Source organism: Streptomyces sp. cg35 (assembly GCF_050410835.1).
Classification (GTDB): domain Bacteria; phylum Actinomycetota; class Actinomycetes; order Streptomycetales; family Streptomycetaceae; genus Streptomyces.
The window spans coordinates 3,003,020-3,027,524 of the sequence record NZ_CP191268.1 but is presented as its reverse complement, the minus strand read 5'-3'; the positions used below and the strand labels follow the sequence as shown (position 1 = coordinate 3,027,524).

Sequence of the window (24,505 nt, the reverse complement as noted above, 5' to 3'; positions counted from 1 at the left end):
GCGGCCCGCACGCGGGCGTAGCATGGCACCGTCGCCGCTCTGCGGAACGAGCGGTCTGCGCGAGGACGTCACAGAGGTGGGGCCGGTGCCGGTTACTGATCAACCGTCGACGACTCCGCATGCCCGCCACGCGCCGGAGCCGCTGCCCGACTTCGCCGACGTGGACCTGCACCTGCTGGCCCAGGGCCGGGCGCACCCCGTGCTGGCCGATGTGGCCGCGGTTCTGCTGGCCCGGTCCGCGGGCGGGGAGGACACCGTCGCGTTCTACGACGACTCACCGGGAATCGCCTGGTGAGCGGACCGGCGCGCTGGCCCCTCGAGACCCTCGACGTGGGTGGGTTGCGTCGGGCGGGCCGTGCGGCGGTGCCCTTCCGGCAGTTCGTGCTGAAGATGCACAGCCGCTGCAACCTCGCCTGTGCGTACTGCTATGTGTACGAGGGAGCCGACGAGAGCTGGCGTGAGCGGCCGTCCAGGGTGGGCCGGGACGTGATGGCGAAGGCCGCCGTACGCATCGCCGAGCACGCCGCCCGGCACCGGCTGCCCGTCGTGCATGTCAACCTGCACGGCGGAGAACCGCTGCTGGCCGGTGCCGCACCCCTCATCGCCTACGTCAACGCCGTGCGGGAGGCCCTTGACGCACGCTGCGAGCATCCCTGCGAGGTCCGCCCTACCGTCCAGACCAACGGGACCCTGCTCACCGAGCGCACGGTCACCGATCTCGCGGCCGAGGGCATCGGCATCGGCATCAGCCTCGACGGCGGGACCGCGTCGCTCAACGCGCGCCGGGTCGGGAGGCAGGGCCGCTCCGCCTGGCCGGCCATGCTCAGGGGAGTGCGGCTGCTGAGCCGGCACCCGGGTACGTACCTGGGAATTCTCTGCACGATCGACCTGGAGTCCGACCCGCTGGCCGTCTACCGCTCCCTGGCGGGGCTGAGCCCTCCCTCGCTCGACTTCCTGCTGCCGCACGCCAACTGGTCCGCTCCGCCCGCAGGGAACGGGTCGGCCACTCCATACGCTGACTGGCTCATCCGGGTCTTCGACGCCTGGTTCGACGCGGGCCGGCCGGTGACCCGGGTCCGGCTGTTCACCGAGATCGTCGGACTGCTGCTCGGCGTGGCCAGTGCGATCGAGGCGGTCGGCACCTCGCCGGTCACGGCCGTCGTCGTCGACACGGACGGGGCCATCGAGCAGGTGGATTCCCTCAAGTCCGCCTACGAGGGTGCGCCCGCCACCGGACTCGACGTCTTCCGGAACTCCTTCGACGAGGCACTGGAGCACCCCGGCGTGGTGGCACGGCAGTTGGGCGCCGACGCCCTCGCGGCGCAGTGCGTCGACTGTCCCGTGGTCTCCGTGTGCGGCGGCGGCAACTACGCACACCGGTACCGGAAGGGGGCGGGGTTCCGGAATCCTTCCGTGTACTGCGCCGACCTGGAGCGGCTCATTCGGCACATCGCGCGTCGACTCGACAACGGAGTTCGGCCAAATCCCCTTGATTGAAATGTATTTGAGGGAACGTCATCATCGTGGAATGACGATCGTGACAGTGGCCGGCGCGAACGGCCGGGAGACGCCCCTGTACATAGAAGTCGACGAAGTGACGCCTGAGGACGGGCTCGACAGCGTGTACGGCGGGCTCACCCGGGGAAATCCCGCGGCGCGGGTCATGGAGATAGCGCACGACGTCTACGACGAGGGACTGGACCTGGCCCGGCGCTGCGCCGCGCAGGCGGCCACCAAGCTGGCCGAGCTGGGGCAGGGCGTCAGGCCCGACGAGGTCGAGCTCCAGCTCGCCATCAAACTCGACGCGACGCTGGGCGCGGTGCTGGCCAAGTCCGGTGCGGAGGCCCAGCTCCAGGTCACCTTCCGATGGAAGCCGGGTGGCGAGGCATGAGCGGACGCGAGCGCCCGTCCGTCCTTCCCTACAGTTCCGTCGTCGGCCAGGAGGAGTCCAAACTCGCCCTGGAGCTGAACCACATCGAGCCGCGCATCGGCGGGGTCCTGATCAGCGGGCCGCGCGGCACGGCCAAGTCGACCGTCATCCGCGCGTTCTACCTGATGGCGCACGGCGACCTCCCGGTGACGCTGCCGATCAACGCCACGGACGACCGGGTCCTCGGCGGCTGGGACCTCGGGGCGTTGATGCGAGGCGAGGCGCGGGAGCAGCGCGGGCTCCTGGAGCAGGCGAGCGACCGCGGTCTGCTCTACATCGACGAGGTCAACCTCCTGGACGATCACATCGTCAACATCATCCTCGACGTCGCCTCGACCGGTGTCCTCACCGTCCAGCGGGAGGCCCTGGACCGGGAGAAGAACATCGACCTCTGCCTGGTCGGGTCGATGAACCCCGAGGAGGGCGGCCTGCGCCCCCAACTGCTCGACCGGTTCGGCCTGCTGGCGGGAACATCCGGTGACCTCGACGTCGAGCAGCGGCGGGCCGTGATCCGGGCCAATCTGTCGAACGGCGACCCGAGCCCGGAGCGGGACGAGGCCAAGCGCCGGGCGCTGCGGCAGGCCAAGGAGGCCTACCACGACGTGGACGTACCCGAGAGCATCCTCGATCTGTGCGCCGACGTCGCGGCTGCTGTCAAGGCTGTCGGACACCGGGGCGAGGTCACCACCATGTTCGCTGCCCGTGCCCTCGCCGCGCTGGAGGGCGCGCCCCGCGTGGAGCCAGGACACGTACGCACCGTCGCCCCGCTCGCCCTGCGGCACAGACGTCCCGACGCCGTGCACGGCGGGTCCGTCGAGTGGTCCGGTGGCGAACTGGCCGACCTGCACCGGCTCTTCGCCTGAGGGGGCGGCGTGGGGGAGAGGGAGGAAAGGCTGCTGCGCGCTCTGGCGTGCGCGGCGCTGGACCGCGAGCTCGACGGGGTGCTCCTCTTCGACGCGGAACCGCAGGTGTTCGCCGAGGCTGCGCGCCGGGCCGCCGAACTGCTCGCGCTGGCCGACGGACAGCCACCACGCACCGTCGCGCTGGGCGCGTCGACCCGGGAGGACGAGCTGTGGCTGAACGTCGAACTGCGGGTCGAGAACGGGTCCGTCGGTGTGTCCACCCGGCCGGGACCGCTCGTCGACCTGCCGGATGCCGCGCGCCGGCTGGTGCTCGTCCCCGACTTGACGCGGCTGAGCCTGGCGGGCACCCGGGCCGCGATCCAGGTACTCGGTGCGGCCAGCGCCCACGTCGAGCGGTACGGACACACCCACCGATGGCAGCCCCGCGCGCGCTGGATCGCCGCGTGCCGGCGCGATGAGGCGGGCCGTATATCGCCGCATCTGCTGGACCGCTTCCCGATCCGGATCGACGCCGCGGACCTGTCGTCGGCTCCGGACCCCGCGCGCCGGTTCGCGTCGGCACGGGGCGACGACCGCCCCGATGCCACGAGCCTCCCCGTGCCGCACCGGTGGACGGAGATCCTCACCCGTTCCGAGGCCACTCGCCCCGGGCTGACCGAAGAGGCCGTCCGGCGAGTGACGGACCTGGTCGATGCCGCCGTCGGCAACCGGCGGGCCCTTGCCCTGGCCCGGACCGGGCGAGCTCTCGCCGCGCTCGACGGCGCCGAAGCGGCGGACGCCGCCCACATGGACGCGGCGGCGCGGCTGCTGGGCCTGCTCACGGCGCCGGCTCGGCGCCCGCCCGAGCGGGACGAGCCGGAGAGCGACCGCCCGGCACGACGGCAGACCCCCTCGCCCGCGACCGGGCGGCCCCCTGCGACGTCCCACGGACAAGAGGTGGCAGCGGTGCCGCCCGAGCCCGCGGAACCCCTGACCGCGTTCGAACTGGACGACGAAGGGCAGCCGTCGGGGCATCCGGAGGACGAGCCCGACCCGCTGCGCGCGCCCGACTCCCTGAGGGTGCCGCCGCGCCGGCACCCCGGCACGGCGCCCGCACGCGGCCCCGTCGTCGGCGTGCGGCGGGCCACCGGGCTGCGTGACCTGGCCTTCATCCCCACGGCGATGGAGGCGGCCAAATATCGGCAGCTGCCGGAGCGGCGGCCGTCCGACGAGGGGACACCGCCGGGCCACCTCGTCGTGACCCCCGCGGACCTGCGCTCGTACGCCCGCTCGCCCGAGCCGGAACTGATGCTGGCACTCCTGCTGGACCACACCTGCCGCAAGGGGTGGGCCTGGGAAAGCACCCTCGCGCCCTACCTCCAGTGGGCCTACGCCGGCCGGGCCTCCCTGGGCGTCGTCGAACTCGGCCATGAAGAGGCCGTTTCGGAGCTCAGAGCCGAGGCGTTCACCACCCGCAACGTGCTCGATCCGAGAGTGTCGACGGCCCTGAGCCGGACCGCCGGACGCGGCACACCCCTGGCCCACGGCCTGCTGCTCGTCCAGCAGCTGCTGCGGCGATCCTTCCAGCACCAGCGGTCCGGGCTCGCCGAGGCCTGGCTCGTCGTGGTCACGGACGGGCGCGGCAACGTGCCGATGTCCGCGAGCGGCGCCGACCGAGTGGCAGGGCCCGTCGGCAGGACAGGGGTGGACGACGCCCTCACCGTCGCGCGGCAGATCGGTGCCCTGGACCGGATGCGCCTGCGTACCGTCGTCGTCGACCCCGTGGTGCGACCGTACGGAGACCTGCCCTTCGCCTTGGCACAGGCGTTGGGCGGCGAGGTCGTGGCGGGCAGGGAAGAGCTGGTGACCGGCGATGTCGAACACTGACGAACGCTCCTCCGGCCACTGGTTCGCCGGGGCCGAGGGCCTGGGACCGGGCGGCGGAAGACGCCGTCCCGCGCCACGCCCGGTGCCTGCGCCGCGGTCGGCCGAGGTGCCGCCCGGCGTTCTGATGAGTGAGGAGAGCGCATTTCCCGCGCAGGCCGTCGACATCGACCGGAAGCCGCCCACCGGGTTCGCCGTGCTCAACGTGCACCGTCACCGGGACCACGAGCACCGACCGGCGTTCGGGGTGTCGGGGGTGTGCGGTGAGAGCACGCTGCCGTTCACGGTCACCGCCGCCCAACTGCGCCCCGATGCAATCCGGTTGGGAAATCTTCGCAAGGGCGGGAACTGGCCCAGCGAGATCCACCGCATCATCCGTACCTGGTCGCGACGGCAGGACGCTCTGCGCGGCTGGATCGACGGTCTGCGAGCGCGGTACGGAGCCGGGTTGCGGCTGGTGATCTGGGACGACACCGACTACGACATCCCCTGGGAACTGCTCTGGCTGGAGGCGGACGCCGAACGTTCGCTCCCTGCCGGCCACTTGGGCGCTCTGATCACGGTGGCCCGCTGGACGACCGTGCGCGAGGCGGGAGTCCGGCCGATGGAGCACGGCGCGGAGTGCTCAGGGCCCGTGGTCGGATACTACGACCCCGCCATGCGGCGTGACGCGGACGTCTTCCAGGACTTCGCCCATCAGCACCACGACGCGCTGCATTCGCTGCTGGGGGAGCTCACCCAGCAGGAGCTGCGGGCCGGACTCGTCTATCTCGCCTGCCACGGGCAGTACGGTACCGAGCTCACCGATCTCCGCCTGGATGTGGCCAGTTGGGAGGAGATGGACGAGCTCGACATGACCGCGCTGCGATCCCACGCCACACTGGTGTGCCTCAACGCCTGCCACTCGGCCCGTTCGGTCCACAACGTGGCGCAGGGCGAGGACGCCCTGCGCGGCTTCGCCGAACTCTTCCTGCGCCAGGGGGCATCGGGCTGCATCGCCAGCTCCGGGCAGGTGGGAGACGACATCGCCCACGCAGTGATCCGTCGGATCGTCGCCGAGATCGCCGCCGATCCGGCCAAGCCGGTGGCCCAGACGCTCAGGGACTTCCGGGCCCGCGCGACCGCCGCGCTGCCGACCGTGATCCCGTGGACGTCCGGCGCCGGCGGACGGCCGGACGAGCAGGGCCAGCACGGGGTCCTGGCCTTCCTCTACAGCTTCATGTTCCTGTACTTCGGCTCCCCGCTCACCACGTTGCGGCTCACGCCCCGGGGCCACGAGGAGGCGTCGTGAGCGGCGACCGACAGCTCGTCCTCGAACCGGTCGTCAGCTGGCCGCGGCAGGCGGAGGCCGGACGCACCTATCTGATGACGGTCGACCTGCGAATTCCGGTGACCGATTGGCCGTACGCGGAAGAGGAGTTCACGTTCGGACTCATGGTCGACGGGGCTCCGCGGTTCCGGGTGGAGTCGCTGGGCGACCCGAGCGTGGTGGTGCACCGCTTCGGTGGCACGTACGGTCCCGCCCGCTTCGCCGTCACCTCCGGGGCGTCCACGGGGCCCGGGGTGCTGTGGCTGACGGTCACCAACCGATGGGGGCTTCCGGTACGCAAGATCGAACTGCCCTCCCGCGTGGTGGCCCCGGCGGACGAGGCGGCGGGCGGTGGACCGACCTGGTCGGTGCCCACCGGGCTGCCGCTCAGTACCCCGGAGGCGGGCGCGGTGGAGCAGCACCTCACCATCTGCCACACGGGCTCCGGCCGGCCCTGGGCCGCCTGGATCGCGCACCAGGCGGAATCGGCGGGACTAGGCACCACATTGCTGCGCCGGGCGCCGGAGGCGCAGACCGCACCCGGAGACGTCCTGGACACCCTGTTCGCGACGCCCGGACGCATCCTGCTGGTCCTCGGCGCCGACTTCTTCGGCCCGGAGAACCACGCTGCGGCCGAGTGGGCGCGGGCCCTGCGCGCAGCCGCTCCCGCCGACGCCGAGCGGCTGGCGGCGGTCAGCGTCACCACCGGCGTTCCGCCCGCGGTGGTGGCCGCCCTCGACCCCGTTCCGCTGGCCGGTCTCGACGCCCGCCGGGCGCGCGCCCGGCTCCTCCACGGGCTGGGCGTCGACCCGCCGGGGACGGCCCGCGCCGAGGATGGCCCGCGCTACCCGGGCGATGCCCAGGCGCTGTGGAACGTGCCGCCGCGCAGCGAGCGGTTCACCGGCCGCGACGAGATCCTGGACGCGATCCACGACACCTTCGCGACCGGCACCCGGCGCTGTGTGCTGCACGGGGTCGCGGGCGTGGGCAAGACACAGATCGCGCGGGAGTACGCATACCGCTTCCGCGACGAGTACGACATGGTGTGGCAGATCGACGCGGGGCACCCGAACACCGCGCGCGAGCAACTGGCCGGGCTGGCCGCGCTGTTGGAGGTGCCCGCAGGAACCGGCACCGGGGACCGTATCCGTGCGGTACGGGACGCGCTGCGCAGGGGACGCCCCCACCGGCGCTGGCTGCTCGTCTTCGACGGAGTGCGCAGCGTCGCGGAAGTGGCGGAACTGCTGCCCGAGGGGCCCGGCCACATCCTGATCACCGCCCTCGCACCGGACGAGGCGGACCCGGACGGGGACGACGCCATCGAGATCCCGCCCTTCACACGGTCCGAGAGCCTGGCCCTGGCCCGCGTCCGCGCACCCCGCCTGACACCGGAGGAGGCCGATGCCCTCGCCGACGCGGTGCGGGACCTGCCGCTGCTGCTGAACCAGACCGCGGCCTGGCTTGCGATCAACGAGACGATGCCGGTCCGGTCGTACATCGAAGGGATCCGGACCGCCGAACCGGGGGAGTACGCCTCGGGCACCCCGGCCGAGATTTATGGGGCGAGCGTGCGGACGTCGTGGGCGCTTGTGCAGAACATGCTGCGCGAGAGTGACCCGGACGCCCGCGAGTTGCTGAACCTCTTCGCCTTCTTCTCACCGGACGCCATTCCGGTCGGGTTCATCCGGAGCACACCACCGGACGACCTGGACGAGCATGTCGCGGCGCTCGCCGGCGACGCCGAATGGCACGAGATGCTGCAACGCCTGCACGTCGCGATGTTGGCGATACGCAGGGACCCGCCGCTCGGCACCGAGCAGGTCGACGAGGACGCCACCGTACAGATGCACCGCCTGCACCACGACCAGCTGCGTGGCGCCATGCCGGAGAACGAGCGGGCTGCGGCCTCGGCAGCCGCGTGCCGGGTCCTGGCCGCGGCCGCTCCGGGGGACCCCAACGACACCCGGAAGTGGCCGAGGTACGCCCGGATCATTCCGCACCTCGACCACGCGGGAGTCTTCGACAGCACCGACGGGCGCGTCCAGGACCTGGTACTGGACTGCGTCGACTACCTGCGGGTCCGCGGCGAGCACGCGGCCGGCCTGGAGCTGTGCGAGAAGACCCTGCCGCTGTGGCACCAGCGGCTCGAGCAGAGCGACCGCCGTCTGATCCTGCTCGAGTTCCTGCACTCCGTGATGCTGCGCAGGGTCGGCCGCTACCGAGAGGCCGAGGCCATGGGCCGCACCTCCGTCGTACGGCTCCAGCGGCACGCCCCCGACAGCAGCGAACTGTTGCAGGCCCAGGCCGGGCTCGGCGGGAGCCTGATGGCCCTGGCCGCCTACGAGGAGGCCCGGCAACTGTTCCACAGCGTGTGGAAGGCCCGGCGGCGCCTGCTCGGCGGCGACCACCCCCGCACGCTCGGCGACTACCACAACTACGCGGAGGTGCTCTCCCAACTCGGCCAGTACCAGCAGGCGTTGGAGATCGAACAACAGGTGCAACGGGACCGGACCCGGATCCTTCGGGCCCGCCATCCGTCCACCCTCGCCAGCGGCACCGTCTGCGCCACTCTGTTGCGCCTGCTCGGCCACTACGGCGAAGCGGCCTCGCTCCAGGAGCAGAACGTCCGCGTCCACCGGCAGGCCATGGACCGCCACCATCCCCAGACGCTGCGCGCCGAACAGAACCTGGCGCTCTGCCTGCACGCCGTCGGCGAATCCCGCCGGGCCGAGGAGCTGATGCGCACCGTCCTCACCAGGGCCCGCCAGGTCCATGGGCTGCGCCACCCCGACACCCTCGCCGTGCAGACCGGCTACGCGGGTCTGCTGCGGGCGCGGGGGGCGGGCGAGCGCGCGCAGGAACTCGCCGACATCGCTGCCGAAGGCTACGCCGATCTGCTCGGCGACGCGCACCCCTTCACTGCGGGCGCCCTCGGCAACGTCGCCCTGGTGCGGGCGGCCGCGGGCGACCACGACCGTGCCGGGCCCCTCGCGGAACTCGCGCTGGCCAGAATGAGCGTGGCCGTCGGCACGGAGCACCCGTGGACCGTGAGCTGCGCCCTCAACGCCTCCGGCGTGCGCGCGGCGACAGGAGATGCCCGGGGCGCCGCCGAGCACAGTGCGCACGCGGTGCGGGCGGGGCGCGCGGTACTTGGTGACAGGCATCCGCTGACCCTGCTCGCCATGGCTGCGCAGGCCTTCGACCTCCGCACTCTCGGCAGCCGCGAGGCGGACGAACAGGAGACCGGGGTGCTCAGCGCCCTGTCCGACACCCTCGGCGACCAACACCCCCACACCGTCAGCGTCCGCCGCCGCTTCCGCCCCTACTGGGACTTCGAACCCCAGCCGGTGTAGCGGCGCACCCGGGTCGTCCGGACGCAGCAGGGCCCGGCACCCCCGAGGGGTGCCGGGCCCGACCGGTGTACGGGGGGCGAGACCTACGCCTCGAACACCTCACGCACCAGCTGCTCCTGCTCCGCCTGGTGGCGCTTCGCGGAGCCCACCGCCGGCGAGGAGCCGTGCGGGCGGGAGATGCGGCGCAGCCGCTCGGCGCCCGGGACGTCGGCGCCGACCGCCAGGTCCAGGTGGTCGATCAGGTTGAGCGCGTTGAACGGCCAGGCACCCTGGTTCGCCGGCTCCTCCTGCGCCCAGATGTACTTCTCGGCGTTCGGGTACTTGGCGATCTCGGCCTGGAGCTCGGTACCCGGCAGCGGGTACAGGCGCTCGACGCGGATGATGGCGGTGTCGGTGACACCGTTCTTCTTCCGCTCGGCCTCGAGGTCGTAGTACAGCTTGCCCGCGACGAAGACGACCTTGCGGACCGCGTTCGCGTCCACCGCGTCGTCGCCGATGACCGGACGGAAACCGCCCGACGTGAACTCCTCCACCTTCGACGCGGCGGCCTTGAGACGCAGCATCGACTTCGGGGTGAAGACCACCAGCGGCTTGTGGTGCGGGTTGTGCACCTGCCACCGCAGGAGGTGGAAGTAGTTCGACGGGAGCGTCGGCATCGCGACCGTCATGTTGTTCTGCGCGCAGAGCTGGAGGAAGCGCTCGACACGGGCCGAGGAGTGGTCCGGGCCCTGGCCCTCGTAGCCGTGCGGGAGCAGCAGGGTGACGCCGGACGTCTGGCCCCACTTCTGCTCGGCGGCCGAGATGTACTCGTCGACGACGGTCTGCGCGCCGTTGACGAAGTCACCGAACTGCGCTTCCCACATCACGAGGGACTCGGGACGCGCCAGCGAGTAGCCGTACTCGAAGCCCATGACCGCGTACTCGGAGAGCAGCGAGTCGTAGACGTTGTAGCGGGCCTGCTCGGGGGAGAGGTACAGCAGCGGCGTGTAGTCCTCGCCCGTCTCGCGGTCGATCAGCACCGCGTGGCGCTGGCCGAACGTGCCGCGGCGCGAGTCCTGGCCGGACAGGCGGACCGGGGTGCCCTCGAGGAGGAGCGAGCCGACGGCGAGGGTCTCGCCCATGCCCCAGTCGATCGTGCCGTCCTCGATCATCGCGGCACGGCGCTGCAGCTGCGGCAGCAGGCGCGGGTGCACCGTGACGTTGTCGGGGATGTTGACCTGGGACTCGGCGATGCGCTTGACGACCTCCTGGGAGATCGCGGTCTGCACGGCCACCGGGAACTCGGCCTGCGGGTCCGGGTGCTGGGACTCGCCCGGGTGCGCGACGGCCTCGCGGACCTCGGTGAAGACCTTTTCCAGCTGGCCCTGGAAGTCCTGCAGCGCCTGCTCGGCCTCTTCCAGGGTGATGTCGCCGCGACCGATGAGGGACTCGGTGTAGAGCTTGCGCACCGAGCGCTTCTTGTCGATCAGGTCGTACATCAGCGGCTGCGTGAACGCCGGGTTGTCCGACTCGTTGTGACCGCGGCGGCGGTAGCAGATGAGGTCGATCACGACGTCCTTGTTGAACGCCTGGCGGAACTCGAAGGCCAGACGGGCAACGCGGACGACGGCCTCGGGGTCGTCGCCGTTCACGTGGAAGATCGGCGCCTCGATCATGCGGGCCACGTCGGTGGCGTACATGGAGGAGCGCGACGACTCCGGGGCGGCGGTGAAGCCGACCTGGTTGTTGATGACGATGTGGACCGTGCCGCCCGTGCGGTAGCCGCGCAGCTGCGACATGTTCAGGGTCTCGGCCACGACGCCCTGGCCCGCGAAGGCCGCGTCACCGTGCAGGGCGACGGGCAGGACCGTGAAGTCCGTGCCGCCCTTGTTGATGATGTCCTGCTTGGCGCGGACGATGCCCTCGATGACCGGGTCGACCGTCTCCAGGTGGGACGGGTTCGCGGCCAGCGAGACGTTGATCTGCTCGCCGTCCAGGCCGGTGAAGGTGCCCTGGGCGCCCAGGTGGTACTTCACGTCGCCGGAGCCGTGCATCGACTTCGGGTCGAGGTTGCCCTCGAACTCGCGGAAGATCTGCGCGTACGACTTGCCGACGATGTTCGCCAGCACGTTCAGGCGGCCGCGGTGGGCCATGCCGATGACGACCTCGTCGAGGCGGGCCTCGGCGGCGGAGTCGATGACGGCGTCGAGCAGCGGGATGACCGACTCGCCGCCCTCGAGGGAGAAGCGCTTCTGGCCGACGTACTTGGTCTGCAGGAACGTCTCGAAGGCCTCGGCCGAGTTCAGGCGGCGCAGGATCCGCAGCTGCTCCTCGCGCTCCGGCTTGGAGTGCGCGCGCTCGATGCGGTCCTGGATCCACTTGCGCTGCTTCGGGTCCTGGATGTGCATGAACTCGACGCCGGTGGTGCGGCAGTACGAGTCGCGCAGCACACCGAGGATGTCGCGCAGCTTCATCATCGACTTGCCGGCGAAGCCGCCGACGGCGAACTCGCGCTCCAGGTCCCACAGCGTGAGCCCGTGCTCGGTGATGTCCAGGTCGGGGTGCTTGCGCTGCTGGTACTCCAGCGGGTCGGTGTCGGCCATGACGTGGCCGCGGACCCGGTAGGAGTGGATCAGCTCGAAGACGCGGGCGGCCTTGGTGACGTCGTCGTCGTGCGAGGCGTCGATGTCCTTGAGCCAGCGGACCGGCTCGTAGGGGATGCGCAGGGCCTTGAAGATCTCGTCGTAGAACTCGTTCTCACCGAGGAGGAGGTTCGCGACGATGCGCAGGAACTCGCCGGAGGCGGCGCCCTGGATGACCCGGTGGTCGTAGGTCGACGTGAGCGTCATGACCTTCGAGATGCCGAGCTTGTTCAGCGTGTCCTGGGACGTGCCCTGGAACTCGGCCGGGTAGTCCATGGAGCCGACGCCCATGATGACCGACTGGCCGGGCATCAGACGCGGGACCGAGTGGACGGTGCCGAGGCCGCCGGGGTTGGTCAGCGAGACCGTCACGCCGGAGAAGTCGTCCATCGTCAGCTTGCCGTCGCGGGCGCGGCGGACGATGTCCTCGTAGGCCTGCCAGAACTCGAAGAAGTTCAGCGTCTCGGCCTTCTTGATGCCGGCGACGACGAGCTGGCGGTCGCCGTTCGGCTTCACCAGGTCGATGGCCAGACCGAAGTTCACGTGGTCCGGCTTGACCAGGGTCGGCTTGCCGTCCTTCTCCTGGAAGGAGTAGTTCATCGACGGCATGGCCTTGATGGCCTGCACCATCGCGTACCCGATGAGGTGCGTGAAGGAGATCTTCCCGCCGCGGGCGCGCTTCAGGTGGTTGTTGATGACGATGCGGTTGTCGAACAGCAGCTTCACCGGGACGGCGCGCACGGACGTGGCCGTGGGGACCTCGATGGACGCGTTCATGTTCTTCGCGACGGCGGCGGCGGGACCGCGCAGCGTCACGAACTCGGGGCCGGCAGGGGCCTCGGTCGTCACTGGTTCAGCCTTCTTCGGTGCGGGGGTTGCGGGAGCGGGCTTCGCGGCGGGCGCGGGAGCCGGAGCGGCGGCAGCCTGTGCGGGAGCTGCGGCAGCGGGCTTCGCGGGGGCCGGAGCCTGAGCCTGAGCCGGGGCCTGCGCTGCGGGCGCGGGCTGGGCCGGGGCCGCAGCCGGAGCCGCGGCGGGGGCCGCGGGCTTCTGGGCCGGCGGCGCGGTCGGCGCAGCCCCCGCGGCCGCGGCACCGGGCTTGTAGTCGGCGAAGAAGTCCCACCAGGCTCGGTCTACCGAATTCGGGTCCTGGAGGTACTGCTGATAGATCTCGTCGACGAGCCACTCGTTGGGACCGAAGGCGGCGGCAGGGCTTTTGCCCTGCGCGGCTTGGTCGGTCTCGGTGGAGATGCTCGAGTTACTGGGGGACTGTGGCGACACGGCGGTAACCGCCCTCTTCCGCTTCTCACAAGGTGATGGACAGCGGGAATAAAGGCTACGCCTCCATCAGCGGCACGTGCAGACCGGGCCGGTGATCCGTCGCGTAAGTCACACTGGAAGCAGGGTTTCGGGCCGAGAAATGGCGGGAAACAAGCGGGGTTCCGGTACGTTCGGGCGCGCGCCCGGCGTGCTCGTGTACGCCTGCGCGCGGCTTGACCCCTGCCTGACCGAAACCCTACGTCAACTTTGCGTTCGGGGCTCTCCCGGAAGAGTGACCTTGATGCGGCAGCCCCGAGTCGATTCGGCCACACCTATCCGGCCGCCGTGGAGGTCCACGGCCCAGCGGGCGATGGCGAGGCCGAGGCCCGTGCCGCCGTCCCCCTTGCCCTTGGCCGTGTTTCCGGCGTTCCCCCGGTTGAAGCGCTCGAAGACCCGGTGCCACTCCGACTGCGGGATGCCCGGACCCTCGTCCAGCACCTCCAGCTCCAGGGACTCGGGGTAGGGGCCGCGCCGTGCCTGCACGGTGACGCGGCCGTGCGGCGGGGAGTGCTTCACCGCGTTGTCGATGAGATTCGCCACGACCTGGTGGATGCGCTCCGGATCGGCGTGCGCGGTCAGCTCGGGCGGCGAGACGTCGAGGTGGAGATGGACGTCCGTACGCGTATGGGTGCCGGAGCCGGAGGCGATGCCCGCGCGCTGGGACACCGCCATGTTCGCTTCCTTGAGCACGCCCGACAGGTACGGCCAGACCTCGAAGCGGCGGGCCTTGAGCGGGACCACGCCGTTGTCCAGGCGGGAGAGGTCCAGGAGCGTCTCGACCAGGCGGCCCAGGCGCTCCGTCTGCTTGAGCGCCGTGCGCATCGTCTCGGGGTCCGCGGACATCACGCCGTCCACGACGTTCTCCAGGACCGCGCGCAGGCCCGCGATCGGGGTGCGCAGCTCGTGCGAGACGTTCGCGACGAGCTCCTTGCGCTGCTCGTCCTGGGCCGCCAGCTCGTCGGCCATGCGGTTGATCGTGACCGCCAGGTCGCCGAGCTCGTCACGGCGGTCCGCACCCCGGACGCGGCGCGTGTAGTCGCCGTTCGAGATGGAGCGGGCCACCGTGTTCATCTCGTCGAGCGGCGCGGTGAGGCTGTGCGCCACGAACTGAGTGATCAGCAGGGTCGCGATGATCGAGAACACGGTGATGAAGCGCAGCTCCGTCGCCGTGTACATCGCCACCATGAGCAGGCCCGTGGTGATGAAGACGGAGACGACGACGAGCGTGCCGAGCTTCGCCTTGATCGAGAACGGCCGCAGACCGCCCGACGCCCAGTGCGCGGTGAGGGGATGCGGCCGGTGGGGGCGGCTGTACGGTGCCCGGTCCCCGGCGCTCATGGGGTCGGCGTCTCCAGCGCGTAGCCGACACCGTGCACGGTGCGGATGCGCTCCGCGCCGATCTTCCGGCGCAGCGCCTTGATGTGGCTGTCGACGGTGCGGGTGCCCGAGGCGTCGGCCCAGTCCCAGACCTCGGCGAGCAGCTGCTCGCGGGAGAGGACGGCACGGGGGGTGTTCGCCAGGCACACCAGGAGGTCGAACTCGGTCGGCGTCAGGTGCACGTCCTCGCTCCTGACCCGTACGCGACGCTGCGCGTGGTCGATCTCCAGCTCGCCGAGGCGGAGGATGCCGCTGCGCGGGGTCGACGCGGCGAGGGCCGCGCGCTCGACGCGGCGCAGCAGCACGTGGACTCTCGCGGCCAGCTCCCGCATGGAGAACGGCTTCGTCATGTAGTCGTCGGCGCCGACGCCGAGCCCGACGAGCATGTCCGTCTCGTCGTCGCGTGCCGTCAGCATCATGACCGGCACCGGTCGCTGCGCCTGCACGCGGCGGCAGACCTCGAGCCCGTCGAAGCCGGGCAGCATGATGTCGAGAATCAGCAGGTCCGGCTGCCATGCCTCGGCCGTGTCGACCGCGGCCGGCCCGTCCTGCGCGGTTTGCACGAGGAATCCCTCGGCCCGTAGCCGGGCGGCGATGGCGTCCACGATCGTGGGGTCGTCCTCGACGACGAGAATCCGTCGCTGGGCACCCGGGGTCGCCGTGCTGCCGTTCTGGGAGGTGTGTGTCTGCTCCATCGCCCCGCCCCTGAATGCGCGCCTTCGTGACGCGCTTGACGCTTGAATGATCTGGGTTTCGGACGTCAGCGTACGGGGAGTTACCGCCGGTCGGCTACGCGGCCCGTACTGCGAGGTGCACCACGTCGGGTACGCCTCGGACAACGGGGATCTCTTCGGTGCGGACCGCCTGGAATCCGGCATTCCGCAAGGTTCCTTCAAAATTTGCGGAGGGCTGTGCGGACCAGACGGCCAGCACGCCGCCCGGGTTCAGACGAGCCCGGCAGGCGGCCAGCCCCGCGGGTGAGTAGAGGCTGTTGTTGTCCTCGGTGACCGTCCAGTCCGGGCCGTTGTCGATGTCGAGGCAGAGGGCGTCGTAGGTCGTCGCCGTCGTGCGGACGTGCTCCACGAGGTCGGCCTCGACGATCTCCGTGCGGGGGTCCGCGACGGCGTCGGCGGACAGCGGGGCCAGGGGGCCGTCGAGGTGCCAGCCGATGATCGCCGGTTCGCGTTCGACGACGCTGATGCGGCCCCAGCGCGGGTTCGCCGCCGCGTGGGCCAGGGAGAAACCCACGCCGAGGCCGCCGATCAGGACGGCGGGCTCGGCCCGGTCGGCGGGCAGCGCGGCCAGCGCCGCGTCGATCAGCAGCCGCTCCGAGCGGCCGTCGGACGTGTCCATCAGGAACGTGCCGTTGGCGATGATCTGGAGCAGGTCGCCGTGGCGGCGCAGGACGACTTCGCCGTAGGGGCCGTCGCGGCGGTCCAGGACGACCGGGATGTCGAGCGGGTCGGGGCCTTCGGCGAGGTACGTGCTGCTCATCCGGCCATCCTCGCGCAGCGCGGGGGCGGCCGGCAGGCCTTTTCGGCCGGGCGCCGGCTGCCGCGGCCGGCTGCCGCGGCCCGGCCGGTGCGGACGGCTTGCGGACGCGGCCGGGGCCTGTGAGGTTGCTGTGGATCGCGTCTCACGTGGCGTCCGTCATAGACAGCGGTGCCGGGTGCGGCGAAGTGTGGGGTGGATCTGTACGAAAGGGGTGCCCCACGTGGAACCAGGCGTGACGGCCGGTGTCGAGGCGACACCCCCTCCCGACGTGCACGGTCCGCTGAACGGCATCCCGGCGCAGCCGCGGCCCCCGGCGCCGGAGGCGGCGCCGCGCAGGCGCTCCATACGGTTCCCGGCCGGCCGGCTGCTGCCGACGCCGACCGGGACCCCGTTCACCTTCGCCTACACCGCCGTGCTCCTCGGCACCTCGCTGTTCATGGAGTTCGCGAACCCGGACACCGTCGCGGCGGCGCTGCGGGCCTCCAGCACCGATGTCACCCATCTGGCCCAGTCCCCGCTGCTCGTCCTGGTGGCCAGCGCGCTGTGGATCGCGGGCGGCATCACCTCACCGTTCGTGATCGCCTTCGTGGTCGTGCTGACCGCGCTGGAGCGGCGCATCGGCGGGCTGCGCACCGCCGGTGTCTTCCTGCTCGGCCATGTCCTGGCGACCCTCGCCACCGAGATCCCGGTGGGCCTGTCGGTGATGGCGGGCCATCTCCCCGACAGCTCGCTGCACCGCCTCGACTACGGCATCAGCTTCGGCGTCGCCGCGAGCATCGGGGCATTGGCCGGGCTGCTCGCGCCGTGGCCGCGCCGGCTGGTCCTCGGCGGGTTCGGGGCGATGCTGGTCGAGGACCTGATCGCGTTCACCGACCCGATGACGAACTGGGGTCATCTGCTGGCCCTGGCGATCGGCGTCGCCACGTGGCCGCTGGTGCGCCGGTGGCGGACCCGGACGCGCCGGGCGTCCGCGCCGGGCGTGCGCTCGTCCCGAAGCGCACGACGCAGTGCCACAGCTGCTTGAGGTACTGCAGGACCTCGTCCGGTGTCCCGTACGCCGCCCAGTTCCCGGGTGATCTGACCGCGTCCGCGGCGGCCCGTCCGACGGCGGCCGCGTCGACGGCCCCGTTGTCGCCGTCCGCCACGAACAGTTCGCGCACGCGCGCCGCGACCGACGGCAGCGCGGGGCCGCGGAAGTCCGCGAGGTCCGCGTCCGGGACGTCGGGGCGCAGCTCGAACCCCGTGTGCCACTCCACGGGAAGGCCGATGCCGGTGAGCAGTTCGCCGGTGCGGGTGCCCCGGAACGAGGGGTCGAGGACGAGCGCCTCGGCGTCCCTGCGCAGGTCCACGTCGCCGTGCACCTGCGCCTCCACGTAGAAGTCGAGGGACCGGCCGACCCGGGGCGGCACGGGCGGGTGCGGCAGAGCGTGGATCACTGCCGCCGGATCCGTGCCCGCGATCCCCAGCGACTGCCCGCTGTCCGCCGCGTCGGCCACCAGCGCGGCCAGCACCGGGTGCCATGCGTCGAAGGTGCCCAGGGCGGACGGCCCGACGTGGCTGTCCCCGAAGCAGAACGTCGACCGCTCGCCCACCCCGGCCCGCAGCCGCACATGGCACGAGCCGAACCGGGGAGCGGCCCCGTCGGCGTGCCGCATCACGTTCAGGGCGCCGTACTTGGGCCGCTCCACGGCGCCGGCACCCGTGTACGCCCCGCCGAACAGCCGCTCCTCCCAGCCGTCGCGCAGGCCGCCCGGGTGCGCGGTGCGGCTGCCGTTCGACAGGCCCGTCTCGTACTGGCCGCGGTACCGGCCGTCGGCGGCGAGCCGGTCGGCGACGGTGCTGCGCCGGTCCGCGAGCAGCCGGTCCGGATGGAAATTGAAGGTCACGCGCGCGTGGGCGCGCAGATTCGCGATCAGGGCGGCGGCCGCGTCCGGGCCGACGCCCCGCTCCCGCAGCCGGGCCAGGGCGGGGTCACGGCCCTCGCGCCCCGCCGCGCGCAGATGGCGCAGGGCGGCGTCCTGCGCGGCGGTCAGCAAGATCGTGGGCGCGGTCATCGCCGCAGTATCGGGCGGGCCCGCCGCGCCCGGCAAAGGAATTCGCCGGTGCTCCCGGGCCCCTCGCGGGCCGCCCGACCGCCTGATCAGGCCCTAGGCGCCCGCGTGCTTCGCGTTCGTCAGCGGTGCCACGATCCGCCAGCCCACCGACTCGTACAGGAGCCGTCCGTCGGGGGTGCAGGCGAGCACCGCGCGGGTCGCGCCCAGGGCGTGGGCCGCGGCGTGCAGCGTGCCCATGATCACCGTGCCGAGGCCCTTGCGGCGGTGGTGCTCGGACGTCTCGATCTGGTCGACGACCGCGCTCGCGCCGGTCGGGGCGACCTGGCCGCGCGCGGCGAACGCCCCGTCGGTGTCGGTGAGCAGGACGCGGGTGACGCCGGAGCGGGTCCAGGTGCGCAGCCGGTAGCCCGCGGGGACGTCCGGCGCGGCGGTGGCCGTCAGCTCCCGCGCCATCAGGAAGTCGCCCGAGCCGTAGGGGCGCCACTCGGGTCCGAGCCACGGCAGCACGCGCTCGGGGTCGGCGAAGACCTTGAGGTGGAAGGCGCGGGCGTGCGTCGACTCGGCCGCCTTGCGGACGTCGTCCTCGCGCACGCCGTCGTTCGTCGCGCCCAGGACGTGCCGGCCGACGTGCTCCTCGAGCCCCACATGGATCGTGTACCCCCAGGGCTCGGCGCGCGGGGGAGTGGCCCCGCGCGAGACGACCCAGCCGTCGACCCAGTCCCGTACGAGATCGTCGCCCGCCATGTGCACACTCCTCGGCCCGTGCGGCCTGTAATGGTCCGTTGCCTGGAGAGAACCTTACGAGGGTCGATTTCCGCTGTGACAGAGGCGATCGCTGAGAGCGAACGCGTGCTGGGGAACATCCACGGGCGCTCGTGCATTGAGTCGACATAGCTCAACTTGACTGCCGAAGGGGAGATCATGGCTTCGACGTCCACACCGCTCACCTTGCCCGTGCTGCCGCTCGACGACGAGGTCGTGCTGCCCGGGATGGTGGTGCCCCTGGACCTGAACGACACGGACGTACGCGCCGCGGTGGAGGCCGCCCAGGCCGCCGCCCGGTCCAGCGGATCCGGTGGGGGAACCAAGCCGAAGGTGCTGCTTGTTCCACGCATCGACGGCACGTACGCGAACACGGGGGTGCTCGGCACCGTCGAGCAGGTGGGACGCCTCGCCGACGGCGACCCCGGCGCCCTGATCCGCGCCCGCGGCCGCGTCCGCATCGGCGCGGGCACCACCGGGCCGGGCGCCGCCCTGTGGGTGGAGGGCCTGACCGTCGAGGAAGAGGTGCCCGAGCCGCTGCCCGGCTCCGTGACCGAGCTGGTCAAGGAGTACAAGGCGCTCGCCACGAACTGGCTGAAGAAGCGCGGCGCCTGGCAGGTCGTGGACCGCGTCCAGCAGATCGACGACGTGTCCGCGCTCGCCGACAACTCCGGCTACTCGCCCTTCCTGAGCACCGCCCAGAAGATCGAGCTCCTGGAGACCACCGACCCGGTCGCCCGCCTGAAGCTGGCCACCGCGCAGCTGCGCGAGCACCTCGCCGAGCAGGACGTCGCCGAGACCATCGCCAAGGACGTCCAGGAGGGCGTCGACAAGCAGCAGCGCGAGTTCCTGCTGCGCCGCCAGCTCGAAGCGGTCCGCAAGGAGCTGCGCGACCTGAACGGCGAGGCCGAGGGCGAGGAGTCCGACGACTACCGCGCCCGCGTCGAGGCCGCCGACCTGCCCGAGAAGGTCCGCGAGGCCGCGCTCAAGGAGGTCGAGAAGCTGGAGCGCTCCAGCGACCAGTCCCCCGAGGGCTCGTGGATCCGCACCTGGCTCGACACCGTCCTCGAACTGCCGTGGAACGAGCGGACCGAGGACCAGTACGACATCCCGGGCGCCCAGAGCGTCCTCGACGCCGAGCACTCCGGGCTGCAGGACGTGAAGGAGCGGATCACCGAGTACCTGGCCGTGCGCAAGCGGCGCGCGGACCGCGGGCTCGGCGTCGTCGGCGGGCGGCGCGGCGGTGCCGTGCTCGCGCTCGTCGGCCCGCCCGGCGTCGGCAAGACGTCGCTCGGCGAGTCCGTCGCGCACGCCATGGGCCGCAAGTTCGTCCGCGTCGCCCTCGGCGGCGTACGCGACGAGGCGGAGATCCGCGGCCACCGGCGTACGTACGTCGGCGCGCTGCCCGGCCGCATCGTCCGCGCCGTCAAGGAGGCCGGGTCGATGAACCCGGTCGTGCTCCTCGACGAGATCGACAAGGTCGGCTCCGACTTCCGCGGCGACCCGGCCGCGGCCCTGCTCGAAGTCCTCGACCCGGCGCAGAACCACACCTTCCGGGACCACTACCTGGAGGTCGAACTCGACCTGTCCGACGTCGTGTTCCTCGCGACGGCGAACGTGCTCGAAGCCATCCCGGAGGCCCTGCTCGACCGCATGGAGCTGGTCCGCCTCGACGGCTACACCGAGGACGAGAAGGTCGTCATCGCCCGCGACCACCTGGTGCCGCGCCAGCTGGAGCGCGCGGGTCTCGACAAGGACGAGGTCGTCATCGGCGAGGACGCGCTGCGCAAGCTGGCCGGCGAGTACACGCGCGAGGCCGGTGTCCGCAACCTGGAGCGGTCCGTCACGCGGGTGCTGCGCAAGGTGGCCGCCCAGCACGAACTCGGCGAGCGGGAACTGCCGTTCACCGTCGGCGCGGACGACCTGCGCGCGCTCGTCGGACGGCCGCACCACGTGCCCGAGTCGGCGCAGGACCCGGCCGAGCGGCGCACCGCGGTGCCGGGTGTCGCGACCGGTCTCGCGGTCACCGGAGCGGGTGGTGACGTGCTCTTCGTCGAGGCGTCGCTGGCCGACCCGGAGACGGGCGCGGCCGGTCTGACCCTGACCGGTCAGCTCGGCGACGTCATGAAGGAGTCGGCGCAGATCGCGCTCTCCTTCCTGCGCTCGCACGGCGCCGAACTGGAGCTGCCCGTCGCGGACTTGAAGGAGCGCGGCGTGCACATCCACTTCCCCGCGGGCGCGGTCCCCAAGGACGGGCCGAGCGCGGGCGTCACCATGACGACCGCTCTCGCCTCGCTGCTGAGCGGGCGCCTGGTCCGCACGGACGTGGCGATGACCGGCGAGGTGTCGCTGACCGGGCGGGTGCTGCCCATCGGCGGCGTCAAGCAGAAGCTGCTCGCCGCGCACCGGGCCGGCATCACCACGGTGATCATCCCGAAGCGCAACGAGCCCGATCTGGACGACGTCCCGGCGGAGGTCCTGGAGAAGCTGGACGTGCACCCGGTGACGGATGTGCGCCAGGTCCTGGAGCTGGCCCTGGCTCCCGCCTCCGCGGACGTGGAGGTTCCGGTCGCGGCGTGACGGACGCGGGCGGATGACGAAGGCCCGGCCCCTTCCCGGGGGCCGGGCCTTCCGCGTGCTCCGAGGGCGCCGGCCGGTCCGGGCCCGTGCGGGCTCTGCCCCGGACCCCGGTCCCCGATCGCCGGACGGGCTCGAACGGTCAGCCGTTGGCGAGCGCCTGGACCCGGTCCAGGGCGCCGTTGAACTTGTCGTGGTCGCCGACCGTCGGGCCGGTCGAGGTGTACTGCCACATCGTCTGGACGCCCCAGCCGGCCGGCAGGGTGCCCACGGTGGAGGCGTAACGGGCGATCCACAGCGGGTTGGTGGAGCCGAACGCGCCGGAGTTGCCGGTGCACTGGGTCCACCAGCTGGTGGCCGTGTAGATCACGGCGTCGCGGCCGGTGCGCGCCTTGTACTGGTTCACGAAGTCCCGGATCCACGTCACCATCGCGGCGGCCGTCTTGCCGTAGCACGCGGCGCCGTACGGGTTCCACTCGATGTCGAGCACACCCGGCAGCGTCTTGCCGTCCTTGGACCAGCCGCCGCCGTGGTCGACGAAGTAGTTGGCCTGGGTGGCCCCGCTCGTGGTGTCCGGCGTCGCGAAGTGGTACGCGCCGCGGATCATGCCCACGTTGTACGAACCGTTGTACTGCTGGGCGAAGTACGGGTTCGTGTAGTACGTGCCTTCGGTGGCCTTGGTGTAGGCCCACTTCACGCCGCTGCTCCAGAGTGTCGACCAGGCCACGTTGCCCTGGTGGCCGCTGACGTCGACCCCCTCGGTCTGGGTCACCCGGCCGACCGGGCCCTCACCGGTGTCGCCGTCGTGCTCGGCCACTCCCATGCCCATGTGGGCTTCACCCCGGGCGGGGACGTCGGCGGCCTGCGCGGCACTCGGCAGGGTGAACAGGAGGGAGAGGGCGGCGAGCAGGGCGCCGGCCGCGATGCTTCTGCGTCTGGGGGTTCCGGGTCTGTGCACGGGCATTGCATGCCTCCGAGGGCCTCGTGGGGGACCAGCGGGTCGCTGATCGGGGGACCTGTGCTGTGGTGACCTGTCGACATGTCGCCGTGACGCTACTGGTGTGGACATGCCATGCATGACGCTACGCATGTAGACCTGTGTGAGGGAAGGGGGCCTGGATGCTGCCGTTGGTCTACTCCTGCGAAATACTGACGGAGCTGCGGTAATGGCGGCGATTGGCGAAAACTTTCAGAATCGGGAAACCCGGGGAAACTCTGGCCATGGGCGCTGACGTGCACGAAGACGGGAACGGCGAGCGGCGGAACGCCGAACGCGACACGAATTCCGATGCCGCGCCGACTGGTGTGGACCACGAATTCCTCTCCCTGGAGCGGGAGTTGACCGTCCTGCTGCGCCGCGCCCGGGCCTCCTCCGGCGAGATGGCCCGCGAGGTCCACCCGGACCTGGAGCCGGCCGCGTACGGGCTGCTCGTGCGCCTGGAGGAGTGCGGCGCGCAGCGGGCCACCGAACTCGCCGCGTACATCGGCGTCGGCAAGGCGACGATGAGCCGGCAGCTGCGCGCCCTGGAGGACCTCGGCTTCGTCGCCCGCGAACCCGACCCGGCCGACGGCCGCGCCTGGCTCGTCTCCCTCACGGAGCGCGGCCGGTCCGACTTCAGCCAGGTGCGGGACGCCCGGCGCATGCGGTACGTGCGGCAGCTCGCGGGGTGGGATCGGCGGGAGGTCGCCGAACTGGCCCGGCTGCTGCATCAGTTGAACGCCGGGGCCGAGTAGGCCTGGTCCGCCCGGCCTGCCGCTCCGGGGCTCCGCCCCGGACCCCGCTCCTCGATCGCCGGAGGGGATTGATCCATGCCGGAGGGGGCTCTGCGGCTACAGCTCCGCGTACACGACGCTCGCGTCATCGTGGGTCTTGCCGCGGCGCAGATACGTCCGCGCTTGCGCGTCCGCGTCCTCCAGCGCGCGGACCCGGGCCACCGTCGCCTCCGCTCCCTCCTTGCGCACCAGCGCGAACAGCTCGGCCCAGTCGCCCTCGTGGAACTTCTCCACCCAGCGCGTCACCCCGTCGGTCAGCGCGGCCAGCGCCCGGACCTCGGCGCGGGGGAGCGCGCCGGTCACCGCCCGGTCCGCCACCGACGGGTCCGCCGCCGCCGTGAAGAAGCCGCCCTCCTTGTTGCGTACGGTCGCGTCCGCCACCTCGTCCGAGACCAGGGAGGTGCGCGGGACCCGGTCGAGGCGGTCGTCGAGCAGTGCGGTCACCGTGCCGTCCGGGGACTCGACCAGCAGCGCCGAGTCGGACAGCACCAGATGCTCGACCCGGTCCGCGTCCCAGCGGGCGAGGACGACGGTCGCCTGCGGAGTGCGCGGGTGAGAAAGGTCACAGGTCTCGCGGTGAACCCCGGCGGTCCGGGCGATCGCCGCCGCGAGGACGTCACGCAACGTCATATCCCGCCGCGAACTGGACAGTTCGGCCAGGGCGCCGCCCAGTCGGGCGGTGAACCAGGGGACGGAGTGCAGGCAGCCGTCGTCGCCGGCCGGCGGTGTGACACCGTCGAGGACCACCAGCGATCCGCCCTGTCCGGAGGCCGGAACCGCCACCGATGCGTAGTCCTCGTTCGGGCGGGCGGGGTCACCGGGTTCGGTGGTCAGTTCGATGCGCATTCGGCCAGTCTGCACGAGGTCTTCACGGGGCCGGCCGATCGCCGCGAGTTGGCCTGCACCAGCAGGTCGACGCCGGTTTTGGGGCGGAATGATCGACTCCGACGGGGCGCGGCGGGGCATCTTGCCAAAGCCTGTGAAGGACGTCCAACCGGCGCACCGTGGAGGACTCGTGACCGTGCCGGGGGAACTTGCCCCTCAACTCCCCGTCGATGTTCACTCCTTCGGGTGGCGGGCAAGGTGATGTGCGCCCCCTGCTCAACGGCACTGGAATGGTCAGGAGCCATCCCAGCAGGGCGCGTGTGTTGACGGACCGTCACCTGGGCCCATGCGTACGACGAGTCAGGAATGCGAGCACCAGGTGCGGAA

The 24,505-nt window shown here is 71.7% G+C and carries 17 protein-coding genes and 1 pseudogene; 10 read left to right on the top strand and 8 right to left on the bottom strand.

From position 1 onward, the window contains the following. Positions 1-22 precede the first annotated feature (22 nt). The 7 genes from ACQUQD_RS13780 (at position 23) to fxsT (ending at position 9,318) form a co-directional block, all read left to right on the top strand. Entirely contained in the window at positions 23-295 is a 273-nt protein-coding gene (locus tag ACQUQD_RS13780) for a YxD-tail cyclophane-containing RiPP peptide (protein ID WP_428952351.1), read from the top strand. Continuing rightward, positions 292-1,497, top strand: a complete 1,206-nt coding sequence (locus ACQUQD_RS13775; RefSeq protein ID WP_428952350.1) for an FxsB family cyclophane-forming radical SAM/SPASM peptide maturase — start codon at positions 292-294, stop codon at positions 1,495-1,497. The genes ACQUQD_RS13780 and ACQUQD_RS13775 overlap by 4 nt, the downstream gene beginning before the upstream one ends. Positions 1,498-1,528: 31 nt before the next feature. Further along, the gene (locus ACQUQD_RS13770) at positions 1,529-1,891 is read left to right on the top strand and encodes a CU044_2847 family protein (protein ID WP_428952349.1); all 363 of its coding nucleotides are present in this window, start codon (positions 1,529-1,531) and stop codon (positions 1,889-1,891) included. After that, a complete protein-coding gene (locus ACQUQD_RS13765; protein ID WP_428952348.1) occupies positions 1,888-2,793 on the top strand; it encodes an AAA family ATPase in 906 nt (301 codons plus the stop codon). Before ACQUQD_RS13770 ends, ACQUQD_RS13765 begins: the two co-directional genes overlap by 4 nt. 9 nt (positions 2,794-2,802) lie before the next feature. Next, a complete protein-coding gene (locus ACQUQD_RS13760) occupies positions 2,803-4,659 on the top strand; it encodes a hypothetical protein (RefSeq protein WP_428952347.1) in 1,857 nt (618 codons plus the stop codon). Between the two features lie 124 nt (positions 4,660-4,783). Next, positions 4,784-5,947 (top strand): CHAT domain-containing protein, encoded by a 1,164-nt coding sequence (locus ACQUQD_RS13755; RefSeq protein WP_428952346.1) that lies wholly within the window; start codon positions 4,784-4,786, stop codon positions 5,945-5,947. Next, on the top strand, positions 5,944-9,318 hold the full coding sequence (gene fxsT / locus ACQUQD_RS13750; protein WP_428952345.1) for an FxSxx-COOH system tetratricopeptide repeat protein: 3,375 nt from the start codon (positions 5,944-5,946) through the stop codon (positions 9,316-9,318). The genes ACQUQD_RS13755 and fxsT overlap by 4 nt, the downstream gene beginning before the upstream one ends. A gap of 83 nt (positions 9,319-9,401) precedes the next feature. Here the strand turns inward: fxsT and ACQUQD_RS13745 are convergent, their stop codons facing one another. The 4 genes from ACQUQD_RS13745 to ACQUQD_RS13730 form a co-directional block, all read right to left on the bottom strand. Next, positions 9,402-13,217 (bottom strand): multifunctional oxoglutarate decarboxylase/oxoglutarate dehydrogenase thiamine pyrophosphate-binding subunit/dihydrolipoyllysine-residue succinyltransferase subunit, encoded by a 3,816-nt coding sequence (locus tag ACQUQD_RS13745; protein ID WP_428952344.1) that lies wholly within the window; start codon positions 13,215-13,217, stop codon positions 9,402-9,404. A gap of 240 nt (positions 13,218-13,457) precedes the next feature. Continuing rightward, positions 13,458-14,516 (bottom strand): HAMP domain-containing sensor histidine kinase, encoded by a 1,059-nt coding sequence (locus tag ACQUQD_RS13740; protein WP_428957549.1) that lies wholly within the window; start codon positions 14,514-14,516, stop codon positions 13,458-13,460. Between the two features lie 74 nt (positions 14,517-14,590). After that, on the bottom strand, positions 14,591-15,328 hold the full coding sequence (locus ACQUQD_RS13735; protein WP_428952343.1) for a response regulator transcription factor: 738 nt from the start codon (positions 15,326-15,328) through the stop codon (positions 14,591-14,593). A gap of 94 nt (positions 15,329-15,422) precedes the next feature. Then, on the bottom strand, positions 15,423-16,127 hold the full coding sequence (locus tag ACQUQD_RS13730; protein WP_428952342.1) for a spermidine synthase: 705 nt from the start codon (positions 16,125-16,127) through the stop codon (positions 15,423-15,425). A 220-nt stretch (positions 16,128-16,347) separates the two neighbouring features. Here ACQUQD_RS13730 and ACQUQD_RS13725 point away from each other — a divergent pair, with 220 nt between their 5' ends. After that, a complete protein-coding gene (locus ACQUQD_RS13725; RefSeq protein ID WP_428952341.1) occupies positions 16,348-17,151 on the top strand; it encodes a rhomboid-like protein in 804 nt (267 codons plus the stop codon). 28 nt (positions 17,152-17,179) lie between these two features. Here ACQUQD_RS13725 and ACQUQD_RS13720 read toward each other — a convergent pair. Both ACQUQD_RS13720 and ACQUQD_RS13715 read right to left on the bottom strand, forming a co-directional pair. Next, positions 17,180-18,181: pseudogene (locus ACQUQD_RS13720) on the bottom strand (DUF3626 domain-containing protein); the annotation flags it as partial. Between the two features lie 93 nt (positions 18,182-18,274). Then, a complete protein-coding gene (locus tag ACQUQD_RS13715) occupies positions 18,275-18,925 on the bottom strand; it encodes a GNAT family N-acetyltransferase (RefSeq protein ID WP_428952340.1) in 651 nt (216 codons plus the stop codon). A 177-nt stretch (positions 18,926-19,102) separates the two neighbouring features. Between ACQUQD_RS13715 and lon the strand changes: the two genes are divergently transcribed. After that, the gene (gene lon, locus ACQUQD_RS13710; RefSeq protein WP_428952339.1) at positions 19,103-21,523 is read left to right on the top strand and encodes an endopeptidase La; all 2,421 of its coding nucleotides are present in this window, start codon (positions 19,103-19,105) and stop codon (positions 21,521-21,523) included. Positions 21,524-21,662: 139 nt separating this feature from the next. Here the strand turns inward: lon and ACQUQD_RS13705 are convergent, their stop codons facing one another. Next, positions 21,663-22,484, bottom strand: a complete 822-nt coding sequence (locus tag ACQUQD_RS13705; protein ID WP_428952338.1) for a lysozyme — start codon at positions 22,482-22,484, stop codon at positions 21,663-21,665. Positions 22,485-22,753: 269 nt separating this feature from the next. Between ACQUQD_RS13705 and ACQUQD_RS13700 the strand changes: the two genes are divergently transcribed. Continuing rightward, complete coding sequence (locus tag ACQUQD_RS13700) at positions 22,754-23,254, top strand: MarR family winged helix-turn-helix transcriptional regulator (protein WP_428957548.1); 501 nt, start codon at positions 22,754-22,756, stop codon at positions 23,252-23,254. Positions 23,255-23,350: 96 nt separating this feature from the next. Here the strand turns inward: ACQUQD_RS13700 and ACQUQD_RS13695 are convergent, their stop codons facing one another. After that, the gene (locus tag ACQUQD_RS13695; RefSeq protein WP_428952337.1) at positions 23,351-24,139 is read right to left on the bottom strand and encodes a protein phosphatase 2C domain-containing protein; all 789 of its coding nucleotides are present in this window, start codon (positions 24,137-24,139) and stop codon (positions 23,351-23,353) included. Between the last annotated feature and the right edge of the window lie 366 nt (positions 24,140-24,505).

Excerpts from the sequence above, each read along its gene's own strand:
- ACQUQD_RS13780 (WP_428952351.1), top strand. The coding sequence starts at position 23 with ATGGCACCGTCGCCGCTCTGCGGAACGAGCGGTCTGCGCGAGGACGTC.
- ACQUQD_RS13770 (WP_428952349.1), top strand. The coding sequence starts at position 1,529 with ATGACGATCGTGACAGTGGCCGGCGCGAACGGCCGGGAGACGCCCCTG.
- ACQUQD_RS13765 (WP_428952348.1), top strand. The coding sequence starts at position 1,888 with ATGAGCGGACGCGAGCGCCCGTCCGTCCTTCCCTACAGTTCCGTCGTC.
- ACQUQD_RS13755 (WP_428952346.1), top strand. The coding sequence starts at position 4,784 with ATGAGTGAGGAGAGCGCATTTCCCGCGCAGGCCGTCGACATCGACCGG.
- ACQUQD_RS13735 (WP_428952343.1), bottom strand. The coding sequence starts at position 15,328 with ATGGAGCAGACACACACCTCCCAGAACGGCAGCACGGCGACCCCGGGT.
- ACQUQD_RS13730 (WP_428952342.1), bottom strand. The coding sequence starts at position 16,127 with ATGAGCAGCACGTACCTCGCCGAAGGCCCCGACCCGCTCGACATCCCG.
- ACQUQD_RS13715 (WP_428952340.1), bottom strand. The coding sequence starts at position 18,925 with ATGGCGGGCGACGATCTCGTACGGGACTGGGTCGACGGCTGGGTCGTC.
- lon (WP_428952339.1), top strand. The coding sequence starts at position 19,103 with ATGGCTTCGACGTCCACACCGCTCACCTTGCCCGTGCTGCCGCTCGAC.
- ACQUQD_RS13705 (WP_428952338.1), bottom strand. The coding sequence starts at position 22,484 with ATGCCCGTGCACAGACCCGGAACCCCCAGACGCAGAAGCATCGCGGCC.
- ACQUQD_RS13695 (WP_428952337.1), bottom strand. The coding sequence starts at position 24,139 with ATGCGCATCGAACTGACCACCGAACCCGGTGACCCCGCCCGCCCGAAC.